Origin of the sequence: Natronolimnobius sp. AArcel1 (assembly GCF_011043775.1) — an archaeon.
Classification (GTDB): Archaea; Halobacteriota; Halobacteria; order Halobacteriales; family Natrialbaceae; genus Natronolimnobius.
This window is the reverse complement of the sequence record NZ_JAAKXY010000003.1, coordinates 627,434-647,017: the sequence shown is the minus strand read 5'-3', so window position 1 is coordinate 647,017 and position 19,584 is coordinate 627,434. Positions and strand designations below refer to the sequence as shown.

Sequence of the window (19,584 nt, the reverse complement as noted above, 5' to 3'; positions counted from 1 at the left end):
AGTCAGATAAGTGTGTTCCGATCAGCGAAGACGGTTGTCACTATCACGGTACACTCCGAACGGCGACAGACCCCCAAGTACGACGTATCTGAGGACCTACAGTGCTAAATGCGATGTGTGCGTGGCCCCAGTGTATCGAATTCCGACCGCTCGAGAAAGGACATATACGAAGATTGATACGGCGCTGTGACTGAATAAACTCATTAGGATCCGAGAGAATCACGGATACATGAACGACCGCTACGACGTGGTGATTGCCGGTGCCGGTCCTGCCGGTGCCCAGTGTGCACGCGACCTTGCAGCCCGGGACTACGACGTCGTTGTCTTGGAGACTGAGGCGGAAGATGAGTTCCCGCGCCAGAGTAACAAATCGACTGCCGGGACGTTCCCGTCGATGATGGCTGCCTTCGGCATCCCCGACGATGTCGTCATGCAGTACACCGACAAGGTCGTCCTCGAGTCGCCACATGACCATTACGTCCAGAACCAGTCCGGTGCTGTCCTCGAGTTCGCGGACTTCAAGCGCTATCTCGTCAAAGATAGCCGCGACGACGGCGCAGAGTATCGGTTCGATTCGCGCGTCACCGCGCCGATCATGGAAAACGGCGAGATCGTCGGCGTCACAGTCAACGGCGATGAGGAAGTCTACGGCAAAATCATTATCGACGCGACGGGGCCAGCCGCGCCGATCGCGAAGAAACTCGGCGTCAGCGACCTCTCACACGAAAATCACGCCATCGGGATCGAGTACGAATTCGAGGGCATCGATATCGACCGCCCCGGTTTTGCGGATCTCCACGACGCAATGATGTTGCGACTCGACCACGAACTCGCACCCGGCGGCTACTCGTGGATTTTCCACACCGGCGAAGACACCGCCAAGGTCGGCCTCTGTTACATCCGCAACGAAAAGTACCACCAGTACGGCAAGGACGACTTCACCGTCGACGACTACCTCGAGCACTGGCTCGATACCGACCCACGGCTCGAAAACGCCACCCGGCTCGAGGGGAAGATGCACCGGGGCTCGGCACACATCCAGATGCCCGGCCAGATGCACACCGACCGGTTCATGGCTATCGGTGACACCGTGCCGACGGTCGACCCGCTCTGGGGCGAGGGGATCCACAAGTGCATGAAATCCGGCCGCGCGGCAGCGGCGACGGTCGATAGCTGTCTCAAACACGGCAATCTCGAGCCGACCGCAGACAATCTCGAGGTGTATGAGACGCTCTGGCACCGCGACGTCGCACCAAACATGCGCGCGCGCCTGCTGATGACGAAACTGCTCTATCTCGCCTCGGATGAGCGATATGACCAGTTCATGGCTGATCTCAGCCGACTCGACGACGACACGCTCGCGAAAGCGAACAAAGGCAATCCGTTCGCGATCACCAAACTGCTGCACCGCGATGACCTGCCGCTTCTCAAAAAGTTTGCTCGAGAGGAGCTGCAACTCGCAGATATCCTGCAACGGCGCGCTGGACTATACTGACTCGAGGAGCGCGTCGGTTCGAACGATTTGTGCGAACTCTCCCTCGAGCTGTGCGAGTGCGCTTCGGTGTATCGTCTCCGCGTCGAACTCTTCCCCGTCGAACGTCCGGTCGAACGTCGCCGTGGCATCAGCAACCACAATCGGCGAAAAGCCCAGATTCTCCGCCAGCCGCGTACTCGTCGAGATGCAATGGTCAGTCGTCAGGCCCACAATGACGAGCGTCTCGAGGTCTCGCTCTCGAAGCCAGTCCTCGAGGCCGGTACCGATGAAGGCAGCGTTGACCGACTTGACGAACGTCGCCTCGCCCTCGAGTGGCGCTGTTTCGGGTTTGAACGCAAATCCCGGCTGGTCGCCTCGAAGCGGCGAGTCGGCCTCGCTCGAGTCGTGGCGAACGTGGACGATGGGCAGATCCGTTTCGCGCCAGCGTGTGAGCAGCGATTCGGCCCGCGCTTCAGCATCGGGATTGTTTCGCGTCCCCCAGACAGACTCGTCGAAGCCTTGCTGGAGGTCAATCAGGACCAAGACTGCGTCGTCCGATAGCGACTCGAGCGGTCCGGATGTCCCTGTCATGACAATCGCGCCGCCGGCTTTGGATGCTCGCGCGTGACCGTGATCGGACATGTTTCGGGGGCTTGCGTCTCGTCCGCCGAAAGCATGTACTGAATCCACTCGCGGTCACCCTCGACGCCCCAGTCACCCAGATCGGCGTGGGGACAAACGCCGTCGTACTCGGCGAGGCGCTCTTGAATCACATCGCGTGCGTGCTGGCCGGCGTCCGTGTCGGCCGTCACCGACAGCGACTCGAACAGCGTCCGCGGCTGGAACGTGATCTCGAGGCCAATCGGACAGTAGCGACTCTTCCGGTCGTCGTAAAACGGTGCGCGACAGGTCGGAAACATGGGTTCGCCGCCGAGACAGAACTCCCAGCGCGAGTCATCGGGGTTGGTCGGGATATCCGCTGGCCACGGCTCGGTGTCGTGGACGTGCAGCGTCTGAAGGATGTGCCACAGCGCGTCGTGATACGCCTGTTCCGACAGCGGCTCCGCGGGCGGTTTGAAGAAGGTGACCAGCGAGGCGCGCTCGGCGTGGTCGCGATAGACCTCGAGATACTCGAGGATGGTGTCACGAAGCGAGACGAGCGCGTCGGCGTCGCTCATCGACGGGACGGCAGTATACAGTGGTTCGCCCTGGTGAACCGATTCAGCGCCGAAAAAGCAGGGAAACGGCGTCTCGTTTCGCTGGCCGAGCAACCCATCCTGAAAGGAGTGCCAGTGAGCGGCGACCCACGAGGGCGTCTCGCCGGCGCGGACGCGGTCATCGAGCGTTTCCTGGTCCATCAGCGACTGGATGCCAGGCTCGTTCATACGGAGTCGTTTGCGTCCGGACGGATATCTGTTCAGGTTCGATTCTCTCACGGCCGACGACTCCAGCCGTTGGCTCTCCGCCCTGCGTTTGGGGACAGACGTTTTTCGCTCGAGGCCCTGGCTCCCGTATGGTGATTCAGACGGATGTCCTCGTTATCGGCGGCGGGGCGACGGGTGCCGGAACCGCACGTGACCTCGCACTGCGCGGCCTCGACGTCACCCTCGTCGACAGTGGGGGACTTGCCGCAGGGACCTCGAGTCGCTCGCACGGCCTCTGTCATAGCGGCGCGCGGTATGCCGAAAGCGACCGACCGGGTGCCGAAGAGTGTCTTCGCGAACGCCAGACTTTCGGTGAGATTGCTGGCGCGTGCGTCCGCGACACCGGCGGTCTGTTCGTCGAACTCGAGGACGACGACCCAGACTATTTCGACACCAAGCGCGATGCCTGCGAGGAGATCGGCATTCCGACGACGGAACTGACGGGCGAGCAAGCCCGCGAGCGAGTGCCCGATCTCTCGTCGACAGTCACGCGCGCACTCGAGGTGCCGGATGGCGTCGTCTATCCGTCGCGACTGGTCGCCGCGAACGCCGCAGATGCTCGAGAACACGGCGCACGAGTGCTCACGCACGCACCGGTCGAAGACATGACGCTCGAGGATGACCGGATCGCTGCGGTCGACCTCGGCGGAGACGTTGCAGAGACTATCGAACCGCAGTTCGTCGTCAACGCCGCTGGCGCGTGGGCTGGCCGCGTCGCTGCGATGGCGGGCGCGGACGTGGACATGCAACCAAATCGAGGCGTGATGGTCTCTGTCGCGTACGACGGCCTCGAGCCAGTTCTCAATCGGTGTCGTGACCCCGACGACGGCGATATTATCCTCCCGCACACGGATGAGGTCGTCCTTGGGACGACGAGCATCGACGTGGACGATCCCGACGAGTACGATACGGCGGAGTGGGAACTCGAGCGCGTCCGCAAGGAGTGCGCCGAAATGCTGCCGCCGGTCACCGACGCCGACGAAATCCGAACGTGGTGGGGCGTCCGCCCACTGTACGCACCGGACGAAGCCACTCGCCAGTCACGCGGCATCTCGCGCGGATTCTTCCTGCTCGAGCATGCAGACGATGACGAGCGCGTCGCGAACATGGCCTCGATTGTCGGCGGCAAACTGACCACCTACCGCGCGATGGCCGAGGCGACGGCAGATCTGGTCAGCGACCAACTCGGCGTCGAGGAACCCTGTCGCACAGCCGAGCGAACACTGCCGGGTGCGGACGATCCCGACCAACTCGACGCGTACGTCGCCGAATTCGATGGGAGCGGGCCGGCGGATGCCGATGTCGTCTCGCTCGAGGCCGAATAACTCTCACTAGTCCTCGCAAAATCTGGTCGAAAAACTGCCGCGGCGATACGCTACGACTCGAGTACTCAGACCGTCTCAGGCAGCCAACCGCCGTCGACTTCGATATTTTCGCCACTGATGTATCCCGCCTCGGGATCGAGGAAAAAATACAGCGGCTGAATCAAGTCCTCGAAACTTGCGGGCCGGTCTCGAGGCAGTTCCGCGGGGAATTCGTCGGAGTTCTCGACCACGTACGGCGAGATGGCGTTGACAGTGATTCCGTCGTCCTGCGTATCCGCGGCGAGCATCCGCGTAAACATCAGGACGCCCGCTTTCGCGACGAAGTAGGGGAAGTTTGTCGGGCTAACGAGGCCTTTCTCGCTCGAGGCGTAGCCGATGTTGACGATTCGGGCGTAGTTGTCCCCGTTTGCGCCGTCGTTCGCGCCGTCACCTCCACGCATGTTCTGCAGTGCCCGCTTGCTGCACAGATACGTCCCATTGAGATTCGTCTCGAGGACGCGGTTCCACGTGTCAAACTCGATGTCTTCCCAGTGGGCCGGCGCGAAATCGCCGACGTTGTTCACGAGCACGTCGACGGGGCCGAGTTCGGATTCGACGGCAGCGAATAGGCCGTTGACGCTTTCAGGTGTCGTAACATCTGCCTGGACTGTCATCGCCTCGCCTGCACCGCGGTCACGGGCTTCGGAAGCGACTTCACGGGCGGCGTCGGCGCTCGAGTGGTAGTGTACGGCCGTGTTCGCGCCACAGTCGGCTGTCGCAAGCAAGAGTTCGCGCCCAACGCCGCGGGCGCTTCCTGTGACGAGCACTGTTCGATTGGTGAGGTCCGGTCCGTCCATACCGATGACTTGCTGAGCGCGTGCAAAAAGGTCTGGAACAGTGTGACCGAGACACATGGATTTACGTCAGTGGGCGAGAAACGCACTGCCATGACGCTGGAAAGTGTACTGCTGGCCGTTGGACCGGGCGATGCTGACCGAATCGATGATCTCGCAGAGGCTGTTATTGAAGTTGCTGCGCCAGCCGATGCGACCGTCGTCCTTGCACACGTCTTTACCGACAGCGAGTATGACGAAGTGCTCGAGCGCCTCGAGTTTGATACCGAAGTCGACGAGATTGATCCCGACGAGGTCGCAGCCCGACATTCGACAATTCGCGACCTGAAGGCATCACTCGACGAGTACGATATCGAGTACGAGACCCGCGGTGCCGTCGGCGAACACGGCTCAACAATCGTCGATTTGGCGAGCGAGGCCGACACCGACCGCGTCGTCGTCGGTGGCCGTAAACGCTCGCCGACCGGCAAGGCCGTCTTCGGCTCGACCGCACAGGAAGTGTTGCTCTCGTCGCCGTGTCCCGTGACGTTCGTCCGGAGCAGCGACGAATAAAACCGATACCCGCCGGCCGCACGAGCGGCCGCTATTCCTCGAGGTGTGCGAAAATCTCGACTTCGTAGCCGTCGGGATCTTCGACAAAGACCGCGCGAGCGTCGACCGCATCGACGGTGATCGGACCGCGAAGCACCTCACAGTCGGTTCGTTCGGTGAGTGTCTCGAGCGTTTCCGAGACGTCGTCGACGAGGAGCGCGAGGTGAACGATGCCGCCAGGTTCGATCTCGTCGTCGCTCTCTGGGTCGTAAGCGAACTGAATCTCCGTCTCGAGGTTGTCGCCGGTGACGTAGTAGTTGCGGACGCCGTCGCCGGTCGTAAACTCCTTCGAGAACTCGAGGCCGAGACCGTCTTCGTAGAACGCTTTCGTTGCCTCGAGATCTGAGACGCGAACTGCCGTGTGGTGAACCTCCATACCTGCGGGTCAGGGCGACTCTGTATAAATCATTCCGTCTCCGAAGCGCCAATTACGGGGAGTATGTAAACAGCCCTGATATCGTGGTTATAGGGCTATCCCCGAGTGGAGTCTACTAGTAGCTGTTATGAGTTCCTACCAATTCCGCTGTCCGGAGTGTGTCTCCCAACTCACCCTCGAGCGCCCGGAACGTGTGGCGACGCTCGAGAGCGGCTGTCCGTTCTGTGGATCACCCATCACCCCAGCCAATTTCGCGACAGCGTGATATTACCGGACAAAAGTCAGTACAGAGTTCCGACCACCAGTTCGGTCGAAAATCTGTAACTCGTTTTGTCCAGTAGTATAAGGACACCAGCCCGCAGGCACCCGATTCTGGCTGCGAGTTTATGAGCCTCGAGTCCGAAGTATGGGTACATGTATCAGGACGTGCTGATTCCGACGGACGGGAGCGATGGGACGCGGCGCTCAATCGAACACGGACTGGCCATCGCCGAGCAGTTCGATGCCACGGTTCATGCACTCTCGATTGTCCCTGAAGGACCACTCGGCACGCTCGAGGCCGAAGAGGCCACGCCAGCCGCCTATCGGGCGGTCGAACGCGTCCAACTCGAGGCCGAAGCCGCAGGCGTCGACGTCGTCACGGCGGTCGAGCATGGCGTTCCCCACGAAGAGATTCTCGCGTATATCGACGCCCACGACATCGAGATGGTCGTCATGGGAACGCAGGGTCGGACTGGCATCGACCGCGTCCTGATGGGCAGCGTCACCGAACGCGTCGTCCGCATGTCCGACACGCCGGTCGTCACTGTTCGCCTGACCGAAGACCTCCGCATTGAGGACGCCGATGAGGCCGAACGACTCGCCCGCGACGCGCTCGCGGCCGAGGATCACGACCGCGAGGCACCGCTCTCGGAGCAACCTCATCGGACCAGTGCCTCCTGGATCGTCCCGTTTGACCTCGGAGACGAGCGCGTCCACGTCCACGTCGATGCCGTTTCGCGTGAGACTCGCGTCGCGCGACCGCCGCGGTAGCTGGCTCAATCAGAAATCGAAAATCGACCCTCAACGACGCAGTTGTTACTCGAGCGTGACCCACTCGCCGCGTTCGTCGCTGTCCCCGATGGCGCTCAGGACGCGCTGGACGGCTAATCCATCCTCGAAGCTTGGGTTGAATTCGTCCCCGTTCTCGACAGCGGAGAGGAATTCGTAGTTCTCGTGGACGAACGTGTGTTCCCAGCCGATGACGTGGCCCGGTGGCCACCAGTGCTCGACATAGGGGTCACTCTCGTCAGTAACGAGAATCGTCTCGTAGCCGCGACTGTCTTCGCGCAGGACCTCGAGTTCGTTCAGGCGCTCGAGTGAGAACTTCAGGCTGCCCTTCGAGCCATGAATCTCGATGGAGTGGTCGTTCTTGTGGCCGTTCGCAAAGCGCGAGGCCTCGAGAACGCCCATTGCGCCGTTTTCGAACTCGAGTTGGGCCGAATAGGCGTCGTCGACGGTGACGGGTTTGGTTTCGGTTGAGTCACCGCCAGCGCTATCGAGTGCGCTGCCCTCTGCGCCGGGAACGGGGCGTTCGTCGACGAACGTCTGGAGGTGACCGCTGAGTCGGTCGATATCGCCCGCGAGGTCGTCGTCGCCGACGAGGAATCGGATCAGGTCGATGGTGTGTGCGCCAAGGTCGCCGAGCGAGCCTGACCCGGCCATCTCCTCGTCGTTGCGCCACGACCACGGCGCGTCGGGGTCGATCAGCCAATCCTGCAGATACTGGCCGCGAACGTGGTGAATCTCACCGAGTTCGCCCGCCTCGAGCAGCCCTTTCGCGTACTGGATGGCGGGAACGAACCGATAATTAAAGGCACAGCCGGCGGGCACGTCCGAGCCGGCGTGACGGGCGGCGTCGGCCATCTCCTCGGCCGCCTCGAGTGTCGGTGCGAGTGGTTTCTCACAGAAAACGGGTGTGCCGGCCTCAAGGGCGGCAATCGAGGGCTCGGCGTGGACGAAGTTCGGGCCGAGGTTGTAAAAGACGTCGACCTCGTCGACGACGTCCTCCCAATCGGTTGCGGTGCGTTCGAAGCCGAGCTGGTCTGCAGCGTCGTTCAGCGCATCTTCGTCGCGGCCGATCAACACGCTGCGTTCGATCTCGGGCGCGTCCGGGAAGAACATTGGCAGTCGCGCCATAGCGTTTGCGTGTGCCTTACCCATGAACCGGTAGCCGAGAACACCGACTTGGAGTGACATGGGTGCGTGTTCACAATAGATATAGTTAGACGTTTCCGTCGCGGTGATCGACTCCGGCCGCACGGTTTCGAGGCACGGCACCTTCTCGGTGACGTGTAACTGGTCAATACATTCATCGCAACGTTCAACTAGTTTCGCTCCTAGCGGGAGTGTATGAAGGTTGCCCTGATCGGAGTCGGTCAGGCCGGTGGGAAGGTAACCGAACGGCTTGCCCAATTCGACGCGAACATGGGTTACGACGCCGTTCAAGGTGCCCTGGCCGTCAACTCCGCGGAACCTGACCTCCAATCGCTCGAGTTCGTCGATACCCAACTGATCGGTGCAGACCGTGTCAATGGACACGGGGTCGGTGGGGACAATGAACTGGGTGCCGAGGTCATGCAGTCAGATATCCAGGAAGTCCTCGGCGGACTCGATGGACGAATCACCTCGCGTGCCGACGCGATTTTCGTCGTTGCCGGCCTCGGTGGAGGGACAGGAAGCGGCGGTGCACCGGTCCTCGTACACAACTTACAGCAAATTTACGATATCCCGGTCTACGCACTCGGCGTCTTGCCCGGCCAGAACGAAGGCTCGCTGTACCAGGCGAACGCGGGCCGGTCGTTAAAAACACTCGCACGCGAGGCCGACTCGACGCTGTTGATCGACAACGACTCCTGGCACGAACAGGGTGAAAGTATCGATGGCGCGTTCGACCGGATCAACGGCAAAATCGCCCAGCGCGTCGGCCTACTGTTTGCCTCCGGCGAAGCCGTCGACGGCGTCGGCGAAAGCGTCGTCGACTCGAGCGAGGTTATCAATACCTTGCGTTCGGGCGGGATCTCTGTGCTTGGCTACGCGAGCGAGGTCGCCGCTGAGGATGCAAGCGACAATCTCCGGACGACGATGACCGTTGCCCGGCAGGCACTCCTGACGGGAACCAGCCTGCCCGACGCGACGCAGGCCGATTCCGCACTGCTTGTTATCGCCGGTAGACCCGAAGCGATTCCACGCAAAGGCGTCGAGAAAGCCCGGCGCTGGCTCGAGGACGAGACTGAGAGCATGCAGGTCCGTGGCGGAGACTTCCCGCTCGAAAGCGACCGCCTCGGCGCACTGGTCTTACTCGGCGGAGCCGAACGCTCCGAGCGCCTCGAGCGATTTATGGAACGCGCACGCGAGGCCCAGCAAGCCGAGGAGACGGACGTCGATCGCGCTGAAGCGCTGACTGACGACCGCCTCGAGAACCTCTTCTAACGCAAGCGGGCAACGGAGAGTCAAAGGGGGACGACACAGTCGGCCCGCTCACGTTTCCGACACGACGAATGCGCAGAGAACTCTACGAACGTGCACTCGATTCCGATCAGTACCAGCGGCTGTCTTTATATATGCAGTCCCGAACCATGTGAGTGTCCAACAGGCTCAAACAGGGTCCCTGCTAACGGTTTTCACGGTTTGAAGGACCGGTACATTTAAATTATAGGCGACAGTAGCTATCGGTACCAGAACGCCATCGGGGCGCGTATCGCTCGACGATCAATGACAGGAAATCTTATTCACCAGGTTTCGCAAGTCGTGAGCAGTTGCTCTCTACAGGAGCCACGACAGCATCCTGTCACCCCGGTGCGGGTATGGCACAGAGGTTTGACTAACACATGGTAGACGAATCGAAAAACATCGAACTGACAGAGGACGACCTAGCAAACAAATCGAAAGGCGAGCTTATCAAGATGGCAGGCCAGCTCCGAGATCGGCGAAACGATCTCAACCAGATGGCCTCCGAGCGCGCCTCCAGCCGCGACGATCTGAACGCCAAAACGCGCGAGAAGGTCGACGAGGCCCAGGAACACCGCGAGCAGCGCGACGAGCTCAACGAGCAGGTCCAAGAGCACAAAGAGAGCCGTAACGAGCTCAACGCCGAGGCCAACAAGCTCTTCGACAAAGTCGAGAAGCTCAAATCGGATATGGAACTCGACGAGGGCCAGGACCTCGACAAGCTCGAGGAAGAAATTGAGCAACTCGAGTTCAAACAGCAGACCGAGGTTCTCTCGAGCGAAGAAGAGCAAGAGCTGATCGAGAAAATCGAGTCCAAGCGCGAAGAGTACGAAGACCGCAAGGGAAAACTCGAGCAGAACGAGGATCTCGAAGGGCTCGTCGAGGAAGCTGAAGAAGTTCGCTCGGAAGCGTCCCAGCACCACCAGAAGGTGACGGAGCTTGCGGACAAGGCCCAGGAACATCACAACCAGATGATCGAGGCCTATCGCGAGGCTGACGACATCCGTGATGAAGCCGACGAGATGCACGAGAAGTTCGTGGAAGCCCAGGAAGCCGCCGACCAGCACCACGAAGACTTCGTTCGCGTCCAGAAGCGTCTGCGCGAACTGGACAAGGAAGAAGAGCAAGAGCGCAAGTCCGCTCGCGACAAGAAGAAAGAAGCGGCCAAAGAGGAGGCCGAGGAGATTTATCAGAAGTTCAAAGAGGGCGAGACCCTCGACACCGAGGACCTGATGAAGCTCCAGAAGACTGGCCTGCTCTAAGGGTCGTCTCTCGGATCTTTCGATTCGTCCCACGTTCTCTTTCGGGAACGTGTTTTTGCCCGACCAGAGTATCACTCGAGAGCCGTCGTTTCGTCGAGTGGGGCTGACAGAGTGGACGGACGGATGCCGTTGGTCGTGAGGAGAAACGAACGCCTATTGAGTACTGTTGATCGTGCTGTTTTCGTGTTCCTATAGTGGCGCACAACTCCGAAAGTGAGACCGCTGTCGTCACACCTGCTAGTCGACTCCGGGCGAGTGCCGACGGTAACGGTTAACCGGGCGGCAGACACAGACTCGAGCATGAATCGAGGTGCTAGCGGAAGCGATGGTCAGTAAGAGCGGTATTGGATCACTCGCAGTTGTCTTGCTTGCCGTTGCCGTGTTCGCTGTGGCCGGAATTGGACTGTTCGTCTACTATCCGACGACGCTGACGGACCTGTTTGGTGTCCTGTTTGCTCTCGGTGCCGTGTTGCTCGGCCTGAAAATTGGTGGCAACGTTGCTGGGTCGCTGTTTCCCGGCTACAACGTCGCCGAGGTCGCTGTCGACGGGCCGATTACGCGTGATGGGGGTGGCGGCCCGCTCCCCTCGAGTCCGCGTTCGACGCCGGCCGACGATATCGTCGACCAGATTGACCGCGCGGACGACGACGAAAACGTCGACGCACTCCTGTTGAAACTCAACACGCCCGGCGGCGAGGTCGTCCCGAGCGACGATATTCGACTGGCAGCCGAGCGATTTGACGGTCCGACCGTGGCGTACACGACGGATGTCTGTGCCAGTGGCGGCTACTGGATCGCAAGCGGCTGTGACGAACTCTGGGCGCGCGAGGGCTCCATCGTGGGCTCGATTGGCGTGATCGGCTCACGAGTCAACGCCAGTGACCTCGCAGAGAAAGTTGGCCTCTCCTACGAGCGATTCGCCGCCGGCGAGTTCAAAGACGCTGGCACGCCGTTGAAAGAACTCGAAGAGGACGAACGCGAGTACCTCCAAGGTGTGATCGACGACTACTACGAGACGTTTGTCGAGCGCGTCAGTGAAGGCCGCGAGATGGACGCTGAGTTCATCCGCGATACCGAAGCGCGAATCTACCTCGGCGAGTCGGCACACGACCTCGGGCTGGTCGACGAACTCGGCACCCGCCGCGATATCGAAGACGAACTCGAGCGTCGCCTCGAGACGGACGAGATTGCCATCGAGGAGTTCGAACCGGAGCGGCCGCTGATGGCGCGGGTTGGTGCGGGTGCCCAGCAGGTCGCCTACGCGTTTGGGGCAGGTCTGACTGGACTTGCCGAGGATCGAGAGTTCCGACTGCGAACCTGATCGCACCCGTTATGCCGACCGGGAGGTCGGGAAGCGATTACCGGCGGTGAACCGGTCGAACGAGTAAGTGGTTTTATCGTTCCACAGCATGGAACGACACTCGTGACAACGCTGGTCGTGTGCCTCGACCGGACCGACGATGTGGGTCGCAAGACCGGGCTTCGCTCACCAATCGTCGGCTGGGAGGCCGTTCGCGCGCTTGTAACCGATATCGGGCTTGCAGATCCCGAGGATTCAGGCGTCAATTCTCTGCTCGAGACACTGCGGGTTGCCCAGGACCTGCGCGACGAAAACGAAGATGTCGTCGTGGCGGTCGTCTCCGGGGACCGTGAGTCGATGGTCTCGGCTGACAGAGCGGTGGCCCGGCAGGTAGACGACCTGATGGCGGACTACGACCCGGACTCGGCGGTCGTCGTTATCGACAGCGCCGAAGACGAGCGACTGGTGCCCATTGTCGAGAGTCGCGTTCGCATCGACTCGGTCGACCGGGTCGTCGTCCGACAGGCTCGAGACATCGAATCGACGTACTACCTCCTGAAGCAGTTTCTTGCGGACGAGGAGTTGCGCCAGACCGTGCTGGTGCCGCTCGGATTGACGCTGCTCGTGTTTCCGGTGCTTGCGATGCAGATTGGAACGGCACAGGGCGCAGCCGCGATTACGACTGTGATCGGCCTGTTCTTGCTCTATAAAGGGTTCAACATCGACGAAATCCTCACCGGCTTTTCTCATCAGGTACGCGAAGCGCTGTACTCCGGGCAGGTGTCGGTCGTCACCTACGTCGTCGCGACGGGATTGACGTTCGTCGGGCTGTTCATCGGCGCACTCGGCGTCTCGAGTCTCGATGACCCCTCCGGCGTGCTCATACCTGCGACACAGTTTCTCTTTGACAGTGTCCCGTGGCTCGCGATGGCGGCGCTGACTGCAAGCGCCGGTCGCTTACTCGATGAGGCGATCAGCGAGGAACCTGTCCGTCGCTCATTTCGGAATCTGCCGTTTATCGTCGTCGCCGTTGGACTCGTAATTCGCGGGTTTTCGGCATACTTCCTCGAGCAACAGAGCGTGATCGGCCCCGTTGTCTTCGCAGGGATCGAACAGGGGGCGCTCACACTCGATAGCTTCCAGATCGGCGGCGGCGAGCGACTAACGATTTACGTCGTGACCGCGCTCATCGTGAGTCTGATCGGGGCACGAGTCGCTGCCTCCGTGAGCGACGGGGAGTCAGGCGCTGGCGATGAAGACGACTCGAACGCACCCGCGGATGGCTCGAGTCCGGCCCCCGAAAGTGCATCATCGGAAGCCACCGATCAACAAACCGAGCCAGCGACAACCCCGACGCCGACGGCCGAATCGGGTCGCACTGATGGCGGGCCGGAAACACCTGAGACGGAGTCAGCAGCGGACGAGTCGACCGACGACTCGAGTTCGGACGGAACCTAACTCGCCATCCCTTTACTCTCCGACCCCAACTACTCAGTATGAGCGACGCAGATGGCGCGTGGGTTGGGCTTTTCTCCGGCGGGAAAGATTCGTCATGGGCCGTGTATCAGGCACTCGAGGCCGGACTGTCCGTCGAGCGACTCGTGACTGTGCATCCATCCGAGGATTCGTACATGTATCACGTTCCAGCGACGGACCTCGCCTCGCTGGCCGCCGAAAGCATGGGAATCAAACTGATCGACGTCGATCCGGGCGATCTCGAGGCCGATTCTGTGCCGGACTCGAGCGTGCAGGGAGATGACGAACTCGAGCCACTCGAGGCTGCACTCGTCGATCTCGAGGACGAACTCGAGGGCGGCATCGCCGGCGTCACGGCGGGTGCTGTCGAAAGCGAGTATCAGACGAGTCGTATTCAGGGGATGTGCGACCGCCTCGAGTGTGACCTGTTCGCGCCGCTGTGGCAGGAAAACCCTCGCGACCTCGCCGATGCAATGCTCGAGGCAGGCTTCGAAATCATGATTATTCAGGCCGCCGCCCACGGACTCGATGAGTCCTGGCTCGGGCGGACGCTCGATCACGAGGAAATCGCCGACCTCGAGGTCCTCAACGAAGAATACGGCGTCCACATTCTGGGAGAGGGCGGCGAGTTCGAGACAGTAGTTGTTGACGGGCCGCATATGGATCAGCGACTGGATCTCGAGTACGAGCGCGAGTGGGAAGGAACACGCGGGCGGTTGCGAATTACGGACGCGCGACTCGAGTGATTCTCACGCGAGTTCACAGCGGCACTGGCAGCCACTCGAGGTACTGCAACGCAGGCGTTGGATCGAACAGCGGATCGTGCAGGACGAGCCAGTCTAAGAGGACGAGACCGGCTCCGTGGGCGATGACGGATGGGAGAATCGAGTTCGATTTGTAGTCTACTGCACCGAAGAGCACGTCGGTCGGCCCCGAGAGCAGGAATTCGATGGGTGGCTTCGAGGCGTGGTGAATCATGTAGACGACGGGGCTGATAAGCACCGCTTTGAAGCCAATGTCTTTAACGCCGACACAGAGCAACCCACGATAATAGGTCTCAGTCGCCAGCGCAATCGCGAACAGTTTGATTGCGTGCGGAATGAATTCGCCGGGCGCAGTTGAGGTCTCCCACATCGGATAGAACTGGCGAATCGTCGGGAGCGTCGACCCGATGAGATAGAAGGGGAGGACGAACATCGAGAGCAAGACGGCATTTCGAATCGCGACGCGATTGATGTTCCAGCCAATATGACGGCCGTGGGTCAGTCCCAGTGCGAGCGGGCCGCCGACCAGGATCAGCAGGTCGACAACGACCCGTGTCTCGAGGTCGCCGGGAACGTAGCGCATCCACAGCAGCGTCAGAACTGCACCGGTCAGTATCGACTTCTGAAACCACGAGAGGCGATTGAATTGGTCACGAAGCCAGCCAACGGTTCGGTGGGTGCCGTCCGTCGCCACGTGTTACTCGTCTGCAGTCGGGATTGGACCGGTTCCGATAACGGACCGGATGTGGGTTTCGAACTCCTGGTGGCGCTGGAAGTACGTCTCATCGACGTCCTCGAGGATCGCAGCCAGTTCCTGTGGACCCGCAGGCGTTCGGATTACGCTTTCGCCCTCGAGACGGGCGACTTCGCTTTTTTCTTTGGGCCAGGTAAGTCGGGAACTGACGCGGGCCAGTGGCGCGCCCTCGACGGGTGTGTGCTCACCGAGTGACACTGCTGGATCGTCGTCCTCGTCGTCGCTCATATGCGCCAGTTTGCAAGCCCAGCGATTCAAGGTTTCGCTTCGGCGGGTAATACCCTCAGATTCTCGAGATGTGTCTGACGTAGGGTTTTGTGGAGGGAGGTAGAAAGGCTGTCCATGACAAGCCTGACGGAGGTCTACGACGGGAATGCCCGGGGTGTGAGCCTCCAGCGGCTCTACGCGGGGATGGGGCTGGTTGTCTGTGGCGCAGTCCTGGCCGTCGTTGCCGTCCTCGTGGCCACGACGGACCTGTTCGCCGGATTCGTCGTGTCCGTAGCCGACTGGGGAATGAGCGACCACTTCGCAGTCGTCCGGGTCGCTGGCGTCCTCGCCGGCATTGGCGTCCCCGCGACGCTCGTCGGCCTCTTTATCGTCCTACCGGCGAGTCGTCGCGTCCGCGCCGCCGCTGCGATCAGTGCTAGCCTGTGCCTGCTTGGCGTCGTGCTCTTCTGGTATGCTTACCCAGAAAACTGGCGCTACGGCAGCGATCAACTCACGCTCGAGGTCTCTGCAGTCTACCTGCTCGGGCTCGTGACCGCCATCTGGTGTCTGTTCAGCGCCGTTGTCAACTTCAAGACGCGCAATGATCCCGGCGGGATGCTCGAGATGAACGTCACGCGTCACAATCAGACCATCGTCGAGGTTGAGGAATCCGAGACTCCCTCGAGTGGCTTCGGCGGGATTGGCTTTTTTGGCAACACGCCCGATGGCGAAGTCGAGACACAGACGAACGCCGCCGATACCGACGGAACGACGCTCTCGTTCGACGGCAGTGAGACGACTCACTCGAACTCGAGTGAGTCGCCCTCGCCAGCCGCAGGCGCAGCAACCAGTGATGGCGGGACGGAAACTGATGACATCAGGTCGCCACTCGGTACTGACGAGCCCACAGGGGCGACAACTGGCCCACACGCGGCTGGGTCGGCGACACGCGACCGAAGCGCCTCGAATGGCGTTTCGGCGACAGCCGGTGGCTCCGATGCCGAAATTATGGACGCTGACTCGAGCGCCGCGTCGGACCGGACAGGGTCGAACGCGAATTCTCCCGGTGACCGCTACTGTGGAAACTGCCAGCACTTCGAGTACGTTCGGTCGTCCTCGTCGGGCATGGTTCCATACTGTGGGCTCCACGAGACGGCAATGAACGATATGGACGCCTGCGAGGAGTGGGCACCGAACAGCCGCTAACGCCTCGGAAACCGTCTTCTTACACGCCGATGAACTGCTGGCCTGCCTCGAGCCACTCCGGAACTTGATACAAAATCACCGCAGCAATCACCAGTTCCGCAATCGTGACGATGACCATCATTAGATCTGCACGCTTGCTGCTGACTGCGACGCCGATGGGGAGTCCAAACTCCTTCTTCCAGAGTGGATAGAACAAGGCGATGCCGCGTTTACTGCCGGCAACGTCGAGAATGTAGTGTGTCAACACGCCGACCCAGACCCACTCGAGGTTGCCAAAGAGTGCGGGAAAGACTGCAAATCCGGCGAGCAGCGGGAGATTGTGCAGTGTCTTCCGGTGCTTGCCGAACGCAGTGTCGATATCCGGCACCATCGCCCCGAGCGTGATCGGCACGCCGATAGCGATAATCGTCTCGAACGTCTCCAGATTCCCCGCCGGCTCAAGGAGATACCCCAACCCGATACTCAGTAACACCGCGTTGAGAACGTGTCCCTTCTTGTTCATTACGCGGTACTCGAGAGGCAAGCGCCGAATAGCTTTCTCTCGAGACTGTCCACACTCGTGATGTTAGGGCCGATTCCCAATTGCAGTGAGAAGGTCCTCGAGCGCCTGTGAAACGGTTTTGGCGCGAACTGCGGCGCGATCTCCGTCAAACTCGTAGCGCGAGGCGGTTGCATATGATGACTCGCTGCCCCAGGGGCCGGCGTAGGCGACGCCGATGTAGACCGTGCCGACTGGGGTGTCCTCGGAACCGCCGGATGGGCCGGCGACGCCCGTCGTCGAAAGGCTCCAGGTCACGTCGCAGGTGTCGCGAACACCGCGGGCCATCTCGAGGGCGACGGGTTCAGAGACCGCTCCATGTTCGTCGAGCGATTCGCGGCTGACACCGAGTGCGCGGCGCTTGGCACCGTAGGCGTAGGTCGTCGCTCCGGACTCGAAGTAGTCACTCGAGCCCGGAATCGCTGTCAGTGTCGCGCCGATCAACCCACCAGTGCAGGACTCAGCAACGGCGACCGTGTCGTCAGTTTCAGCGAGGGCGTCGGCGACGGCCCGCGAGCGCTCGAGATCGATGGCATCCATGCTCGATTGTATGCACTGGTTTGTTGTTAATTGGCGGGAGCCAGTGTCAAGAAAGATGATTTTGTTTAGTGGAAGAGCCATCCAGTAATTCACAACAGAGTTCTCTATAGCGGAACATACTCTAACCCACAGTCAATGACGACATCATCTCTACTCGAGCGAGCGCATCGGTTTTCCGTTCGACCAACGCCACCACAGGCACAGAACTACCGATTTCGTGGCTATTGAGCGAAAATAGCTTTTTCTCACTCCAATACGCCTCGGAACGAGGGCATTATCTACAGCCATAGTAATTGTCTCAAATGTGGCTGGTGTTCTCTATAAACTCGATTACGTACAATGTGTAAGTCCGTGTCATACGTCACGAGAGCGCCTCTCACGCAGAGATTCGGAACCTCAATCTTTATCTGTGACGATGGTAACTCTTCTATCACATGTCCGAAACCGGGACGAAGCGCCCGCCGGTCAGACGGGGCCTTCCAGATCCGAACACTGCGTCGAACGTGCGCTACAATCCGTCGCTCGAGGACCTTCGTGACCTCGCGGCGCATGCTGAGACGACGACGGAGTTTGGATCACCGTCCTACGTCAGCGAGTTTCGTTCGCGCAGTTCCGATAAGACGAAGAATGCGGTCGATCACGAGTTCGGCGCAGACGACTACGCGCTGCTTACCGATGCCGTCGAGCGCGCAACCGAACGCGAGATGATCTGTGTCGACCGCCAGATGGGACGCCACCCCGACGCATCGTTTTGCTGCCGTCTCTTTGTGCCGGTCGAGCACGCCCGCATCGCACTCGCGTGGGCGACCCTCTTCGAGCCGACCGACGAGTCTGAGCCCGACCTCGTAACTGTTCACGACCCCGACTACGACCAAACCGCAATTCGCGTCCTGCCCGAGGAGGGCTTTACCGCTGCACTCGGCAGCGACTACCTCGGAGAGGCCAAAAAGTCGTTCCTGCGCCTGTTCATGTTCCGCGTGAAACAGCGCGGCGGACTCGGACTCCACGCCGGCAGCAAGCGCGTTCGCGTCCGAACCGATGACGATGACCTCGAGACCGTCGGCCAGGTCTTCATGGGCCTGTCCGCGACCGGCAAGTCGACACTGACCTCCCACGGCTGCTGGCTCGAGGGCGAAGAAGAGGCCGTCATGCTGCAAGATGACGTCTGTGGCCTCCTGCCGGATGGCTCCGTCGCCGGCAGCGAAGGCGAGGGGCTGTTCATCAAAACGATCGGCCTCGACGAGGACGAACAGCCGGAACTCTACGACGCTGCAACCGCCGAATCTGCCGTCCTCGAGAACGTCGCTGTCGACGACGACGGCACCGTCGACTTCGATGCGGATCGATACACCTCGAACTCACGCGCAGTTGTCCGTCGCGACGAACTCGAGAGCGCAGATGACGACATCGACTTAGAGCGGATGGATCAGGTCTTCTTTATCACCCGGAATCCGCTCATGCCGCCGGTTGCGAAGCTCAACGAGGAAGAAGCCGCCGTCGCGTTCATGCTCGGCGAGTCCATCGAGACCAGCGCAGGCGATCCATCGCGTGCCGGTGAATCCATCCGCGTCGTCGGGACGAACCCGTTCATCATCGGCTCCGAAGGTGAGGAAGGAAACCTGTTCCGCGACCTGATCGCCGAACTCGACGTCGACTGTTACATCATCAACACGGGCTATCTGGGCGACAAGTCGGCCGATATCGGCGTCACCGAATCGGTGACGATTCTGACTGAACTCGCCCGCGGCACGGTCGAGTGGAGCGATGACGACCAGACCGGCTTGACGATTCCCGAAACGGTACCGGGAATCGACATCGAGGAGTTCTACGTCCCCGACCACGTCGAGGACTACGAGGACGCCGCCGCCGACCTTCGTTCAGACCGACTCGAGTATCTCTCGCAGTTCGACGATCTGGACGAGACGATCATCGACGCGACGTACTGACGGCAGATAACGACCTCGAGGCGACCCAATCTGCTCGATTTTGCCGGCTGTTTCTCGCTCTTGAACTGAACCCAACCGC

21 protein-coding genes are annotated in these 19,584 nt (G+C 60.8%); 12 read left to right on the top strand and 9 right to left on the bottom strand.

Annotated features, from left to right (window positions below; genetic code table 11):
* Nucleotides 1-229 precede the first annotated feature (229 nt).
* The gene (locus G6M89_RS11470) at nt 230-1,495 is read left to right on the top strand and encodes a digeranylgeranylglycerophospholipid reductase (protein WP_165161908.1); all 1,266 of its coding nucleotides are present in this window, start codon (nt 230-232) and stop codon (nt 1,493-1,495) included.
* On the opposite strand, the gene G6M89_RS11465 is transcribed toward G6M89_RS11470, so the two are convergent.
* Entirely contained in the window at nt 1,487-2,065 is a 579-nt protein-coding gene (locus tag G6M89_RS11465) for a cysteine hydrolase family protein (protein WP_165161907.1), read from the bottom strand. The genes G6M89_RS11470 and G6M89_RS11465 overlap by 9 nt on opposite strands.
* Complete coding sequence (locus G6M89_RS11460; protein ID WP_165161906.1) at nt 2,062-2,859, bottom strand: YqcI/YcgG family protein; 798 nt, start codon at nt 2,857-2,859, stop codon at nt 2,062-2,064. The genes G6M89_RS11465 and G6M89_RS11460 overlap by 4 nt, the downstream gene beginning before the upstream one ends.
* Nucleotides 2,860-2,987: 128 nt before the next feature.
* Here G6M89_RS11460 and G6M89_RS11455 point away from each other — a divergent pair, with 128 nt between their 5' ends.
* Nucleotides 2,988-4,223: an FAD-dependent oxidoreductase gene (locus tag G6M89_RS11455; RefSeq protein ID WP_165161905.1), complete on the top strand. Its 1,236-nt coding sequence runs from the start codon at nt 2,988-2,990 to the stop codon at nt 4,221-4,223.
* 65 nt (nt 4,224-4,288) lie between these two features.
* Here G6M89_RS11455 and G6M89_RS11450 read toward each other — a convergent pair whose 3' ends face one another.
* The gene (locus G6M89_RS11450) at nt 4,289-5,059 is read right to left on the bottom strand and encodes an SDR family NAD(P)-dependent oxidoreductase (RefSeq protein ID WP_165161904.1); all 771 of its coding nucleotides are present in this window, start codon (nt 5,057-5,059) and stop codon (nt 4,289-4,291) included.
* 90 nt (nt 5,060-5,149) lie between these two features.
* On the opposite strand from G6M89_RS11450, the gene G6M89_RS11445 reads away from it, so the two are divergent.
* A complete protein-coding gene (locus G6M89_RS11445) occupies nt 5,150-5,608 on the top strand; it encodes a universal stress protein (RefSeq protein ID WP_165161903.1) in 459 nt (152 codons plus the stop codon).
* A gap of 31 nt (nt 5,609-5,639) precedes the next feature.
* Here the strand turns inward: G6M89_RS11445 and G6M89_RS11440 are convergent, their stop codons facing one another.
* Nucleotides 5,640-6,023, bottom strand: coding sequence for a VOC family protein (locus G6M89_RS11440; protein ID WP_165161902.1), 384 nt, complete (start codon nt 6,021-6,023; stop codon nt 5,640-5,642).
* 127 nt (nt 6,024-6,150) lie between these two features.
* Between G6M89_RS11440 and G6M89_RS11435 the strand changes: the two genes are divergently transcribed.
* Both G6M89_RS11435 and G6M89_RS11430 read left to right on the top strand, forming a co-directional pair.
* Complete coding sequence (locus tag G6M89_RS11435; RefSeq protein ID WP_165161901.1) at nt 6,151-6,288, top strand: zinc ribbon domain-containing protein; 138 nt, start codon at nt 6,151-6,153, stop codon at nt 6,286-6,288.
* A gap of 149 nt (nt 6,289-6,437) precedes the next feature.
* Nucleotides 6,438-7,055 carry a universal stress protein gene (locus G6M89_RS11430; RefSeq protein ID WP_165161900.1) on the top strand — a complete coding sequence of 206 codons (618 nt, stop codon included), beginning with the start codon at nt 6,438-6,440 and terminating at the stop codon, nt 7,053-7,055.
* Between the two features lie 45 nt (nt 7,056-7,100).
* Here G6M89_RS11430 and G6M89_RS11425 read toward each other — a convergent pair whose 3' ends face one another.
* Nucleotides 7,101-8,261: a Gfo/Idh/MocA family protein gene (locus tag G6M89_RS11425; protein ID WP_165161899.1), complete on the bottom strand. Its 1,161-nt coding sequence runs from the start codon at nt 8,259-8,261 to the stop codon at nt 7,101-7,103.
* A gap of 153 nt (nt 8,262-8,414) precedes the next feature.
* On the opposite strand from G6M89_RS11425, the gene G6M89_RS11420 reads away from it, so the two are divergent.
* The 5 genes from G6M89_RS11420 to G6M89_RS11400 all read left to right on the top strand — a co-directional run bounded on the left by G6M89_RS11420 (nt 8,415) and on the right by G6M89_RS11400 (nt 14,296).
* Nucleotides 8,415-9,494: a tubulin/FtsZ family protein gene (locus G6M89_RS11420; RefSeq protein WP_165161898.1), complete on the top strand. Its 1,080-nt coding sequence runs from the start codon at nt 8,415-8,417 to the stop codon at nt 9,492-9,494.
* Between the two features lie 398 nt (nt 9,495-9,892).
* On the top strand, nt 9,893-10,774 hold the full coding sequence (locus G6M89_RS11415) for a coiled-coil protein (protein ID WP_165161897.1): 882 nt from the start codon (nt 9,893-9,895) through the stop codon (nt 10,772-10,774).
* Nucleotides 10,775-11,099: 325 nt separating this feature from the next.
* Nucleotides 11,100-12,095: a signal peptide peptidase SppA gene (sppA, locus tag G6M89_RS11410; protein ID WP_165161896.1), complete on the top strand. Its 996-nt coding sequence runs from the start codon at nt 11,100-11,102 to the stop codon at nt 12,093-12,095.
* A 102-nt stretch (nt 12,096-12,197) separates the two neighbouring features.
* On the top strand, nt 12,198-13,532 hold the full coding sequence (locus G6M89_RS11405; RefSeq protein WP_165161895.1) for a DUF373 family protein: 1,335 nt from the start codon (nt 12,198-12,200) through the stop codon (nt 13,530-13,532).
* Nucleotides 13,533-13,570: 38 nt separating this feature from the next.
* Nucleotides 13,571-14,296 carry a diphthine--ammonia ligase gene (locus G6M89_RS11400; RefSeq protein ID WP_165161894.1) on the top strand — a complete coding sequence of 242 codons (726 nt, stop codon included), beginning with the start codon at nt 13,571-13,573 and terminating at the stop codon, nt 14,294-14,296.
* Nucleotides 14,297-14,309: 13 nt separating this feature from the next.
* Here G6M89_RS11400 and G6M89_RS11395 read toward each other — a convergent pair whose 3' ends face one another.
* Nucleotides 14,310-15,008 (bottom strand): type II CAAX prenyl endopeptidase Rce1 family protein, encoded by a 699-nt coding sequence (locus tag G6M89_RS11395; protein WP_165161893.1) that lies wholly within the window; start codon nt 15,006-15,008, stop codon nt 14,310-14,312.
* A 3-nt stretch (nt 15,009-15,011) separates the two neighbouring features.
* On the bottom strand, nt 15,012-15,296 hold the full coding sequence (locus G6M89_RS11390) for a DUF5789 family protein (RefSeq protein WP_165161892.1): 285 nt from the start codon (nt 15,294-15,296) through the stop codon (nt 15,012-15,014).
* A 114-nt stretch (nt 15,297-15,410) separates the two neighbouring features.
* Between G6M89_RS11390 and G6M89_RS11385 the strand changes: the two genes are divergently transcribed.
* Nucleotides 15,411-16,481: a hypothetical protein gene (locus tag G6M89_RS11385; RefSeq protein WP_165161891.1), complete on the top strand. Its 1,071-nt coding sequence runs from the start codon at nt 15,411-15,413 to the stop codon at nt 16,479-16,481.
* A gap of 19 nt (nt 16,482-16,500) precedes the next feature.
* Here G6M89_RS11385 and G6M89_RS11380 read toward each other — a convergent pair whose 3' ends face one another.
* Together G6M89_RS11380 and G6M89_RS11375 are read right to left on the bottom strand one after the other, a co-directional pair.
* Complete coding sequence (locus G6M89_RS11380; protein WP_165161890.1) at nt 16,501-16,983, bottom strand: metal-dependent hydrolase; 483 nt, start codon at nt 16,981-16,983, stop codon at nt 16,501-16,503.
* A 63-nt stretch (nt 16,984-17,046) separates the two neighbouring features.
* Nucleotides 17,047-17,559 carry a CinA family protein gene (locus G6M89_RS11375; RefSeq protein WP_165161889.1) on the bottom strand — a complete coding sequence of 171 codons (513 nt, stop codon included), beginning with the start codon at nt 17,557-17,559 and terminating at the stop codon, nt 17,047-17,049.
* Between the two features lie 434 nt (nt 17,560-17,993).
* On the opposite strand from G6M89_RS11375, the gene G6M89_RS11370 reads away from it, so the two are divergent.
* Complete coding sequence (locus tag G6M89_RS11370; protein WP_165161888.1) at nt 17,994-19,505, top strand: phosphoenolpyruvate carboxykinase (ATP); 1,512 nt, start codon at nt 17,994-17,996, stop codon at nt 19,503-19,505.
* Nucleotides 19,506-19,584: the final 79 nt, after the last annotated feature.